The organism is Stieleria sp., assembly GCF_041595215.1.
In the GTDB taxonomy this organism is placed as follows: domain Bacteria; phylum Planctomycetota; class Planctomycetia; order Pirellulales; family Pirellulaceae; genus Stieleria; species Stieleria magnilauensis.
Map to the genome: position 1 here is coordinate 1 of NZ_JBFHKV010001409.1, position 1,801 is coordinate 1,801.

2 protein-coding genes and 1 pseudogene are annotated in these 1,801 nt (G+C 59.1%); 2 read left to right on the forward strand and 1 reads right to left on the reverse strand.

All coding sequences use genetic code 11. The annotated features are described in order from the left end of the window. Positions 1-336, forward strand: a 336-nt coding sequence (locus tag ABX749_RS31670; protein WP_372899552.1) for a beta-lactamase hydrolase domain-containing protein, incomplete at its 5' end; no start/stop codon positions are given. A gap of 46 nt (positions 337-382) precedes the next feature. Next, positions 383-1,090, forward strand: a pseudogene (locus ABX749_RS31675) (sulfite exporter TauE/SafE family protein); the annotation flags it as partial. Between the two features lie 95 nt (positions 1,091-1,185). Here the strand turns inward: ABX749_RS31675 and ABX749_RS31680 are convergent. Continuing rightward, positions 1,186-1,801 (reverse strand): PQQ-binding-like beta-propeller repeat protein (locus tag ABX749_RS31680; RefSeq protein WP_372899553.1); only part of this gene is annotated, 616 nt, incomplete at its 5' end.

Below are 1,801 nucleotides of genomic sequence, written 5' to 3' on the forward strand. Positions count from 1 at the left end.
GGGGAGGATGATCAACCATTGTCGCCCGACGCCGAGCAACAGAAGGTCGAAGCGAATGGATTAAAGTATCTGCACATTCCGGTATCGATGCAGGATATGTCACCCGAGGTAGTCGATCGGTTTCGCGAAAAATTCAGCGAACTGCCCAAGCCGGTCTTCGCACACTGTCAATCCGGAAAGCGGGCAGGCGCGATGGTCATGATGCACATGGCCGCCGAGCAAGGGATGACGGGAGAACAGACGCTCACGCAGGCTAAGAAGATGGGGTTTGAATGCGATCAGCCTCAGTTGGAACAGTTCGTCAAAACCTACGTCGATTCCCGCAGTGCTCGGTGACCCCGCCGCCGCCAGCAACCGTCTTTTCTCATGACCGAGGCCGATAATGGATTCGCTTCTATTCGCCCTGATTCTGGCGGTGCTTGTTGGGATCACGCTCGGCATCTTTGGGGCGGGCGGTTCGATTTTGACACTCCCTGTCTTAACGTTCGTGCTCGGCGTCCCGGTCGGGCAAGCTGTGGTGATGTCGATGGTCGTGGTGGGAGGATCCAGTTTGCCGGCGGCAGCACGCTATTGGCAACAAGGCAGTTTTCATACGCGAGCGGCGATCTTGTTATCGGTCACAGGAGCGCCAGGAGCCTATCTCGGTTCGTTCCTTACTGAACTGGTTTCCGAGCGAACGCTGTTGCTGATCTTCGCCGCGATCATGCTGGCGGCTGGGGGCGCAATGGTGCGGGGGCGAGCCGAACAATCGCATCGCGACCGTCGTTGCCGCGTCTGGCCTTGTTTGTTGATTGGGGCGGCCGTCGGAGTACTGACTGGCTTTCTCGGTGTGGGCGGCGGTTTTCTGATCGTGCCGGCATTGGTGCTGTTCGCTGGCATCGACGCAAAACGCGCCGTCGGAACGTCGCTGGCAATCATCACGTTAAACACGCTGGCGGGACTCGCCGGGCAATTGCGTTCGATAAGCATCGACTGGGGGATCACCCTCGCCTTTCTTGGACTCGCGTTTCTCGGCATGCTGGTTGGGGTGGTTCTTGGCGAGCGGCTGCCAGCCGACCGAATCCGCACCGCATTTGGTTGGTTCGTCATCCTGCTGGCAGTGGTCATTGGTGGGCTCGCGATAAGCAAAGGGCCCGAGGACGACCCGGCGTCCGTGGCGATCAAGCGAGCGCTACAGCCAAGCTTTTACTCCGGCGAAGGCTTCGCGATACACCACAACGCCTCGTCGGTGCGAATCAGGATGTCGTTGCCGGCCACAACGACCGAAGCGTTCGTCTTTTCGTCAAGCGAATTCGTCGCGAGTTGCTTGAATTCTTTAGGATCGGGTTTGAAAACCGTCGTCGTGCCAGACTTGGTCAGCAGGAACATGCGGCCGTCACCGGTTTGCGTAATGCTGGACCACGTGCCTCCGCCATCGGTGCGTTTCTTCCAAAGCTCTTCTCCCGTTTGAACATCGAAACAACTCAGCACGCCATTCATGTTGCAGATGTAGATCGATCCGTTGTCGGCAACCCCGGTCCCCAACCAGCCTTGATCTTTGGATTTATGCCAGATCCGGTGCGTCGATGTCACGTCGCCACGACCGCCCGCCCGGACCGCCAGCGATGCGCCGCCATAGCCTCCCAAGGCGACGACCACGCCGTCGGATTCCATCGGCGAGGCGTACGCCAAAGGTCCCGTCCCGCCACAAGTCCAAAGTTGCTCGCCGGTCGATGGATCAAAGGCACTGACGCGGCGCGACAACGCGGCAACCAATTCGAAGTGACCATCGACCTCAACCAAGATCGGCGTGTTCCAGGCA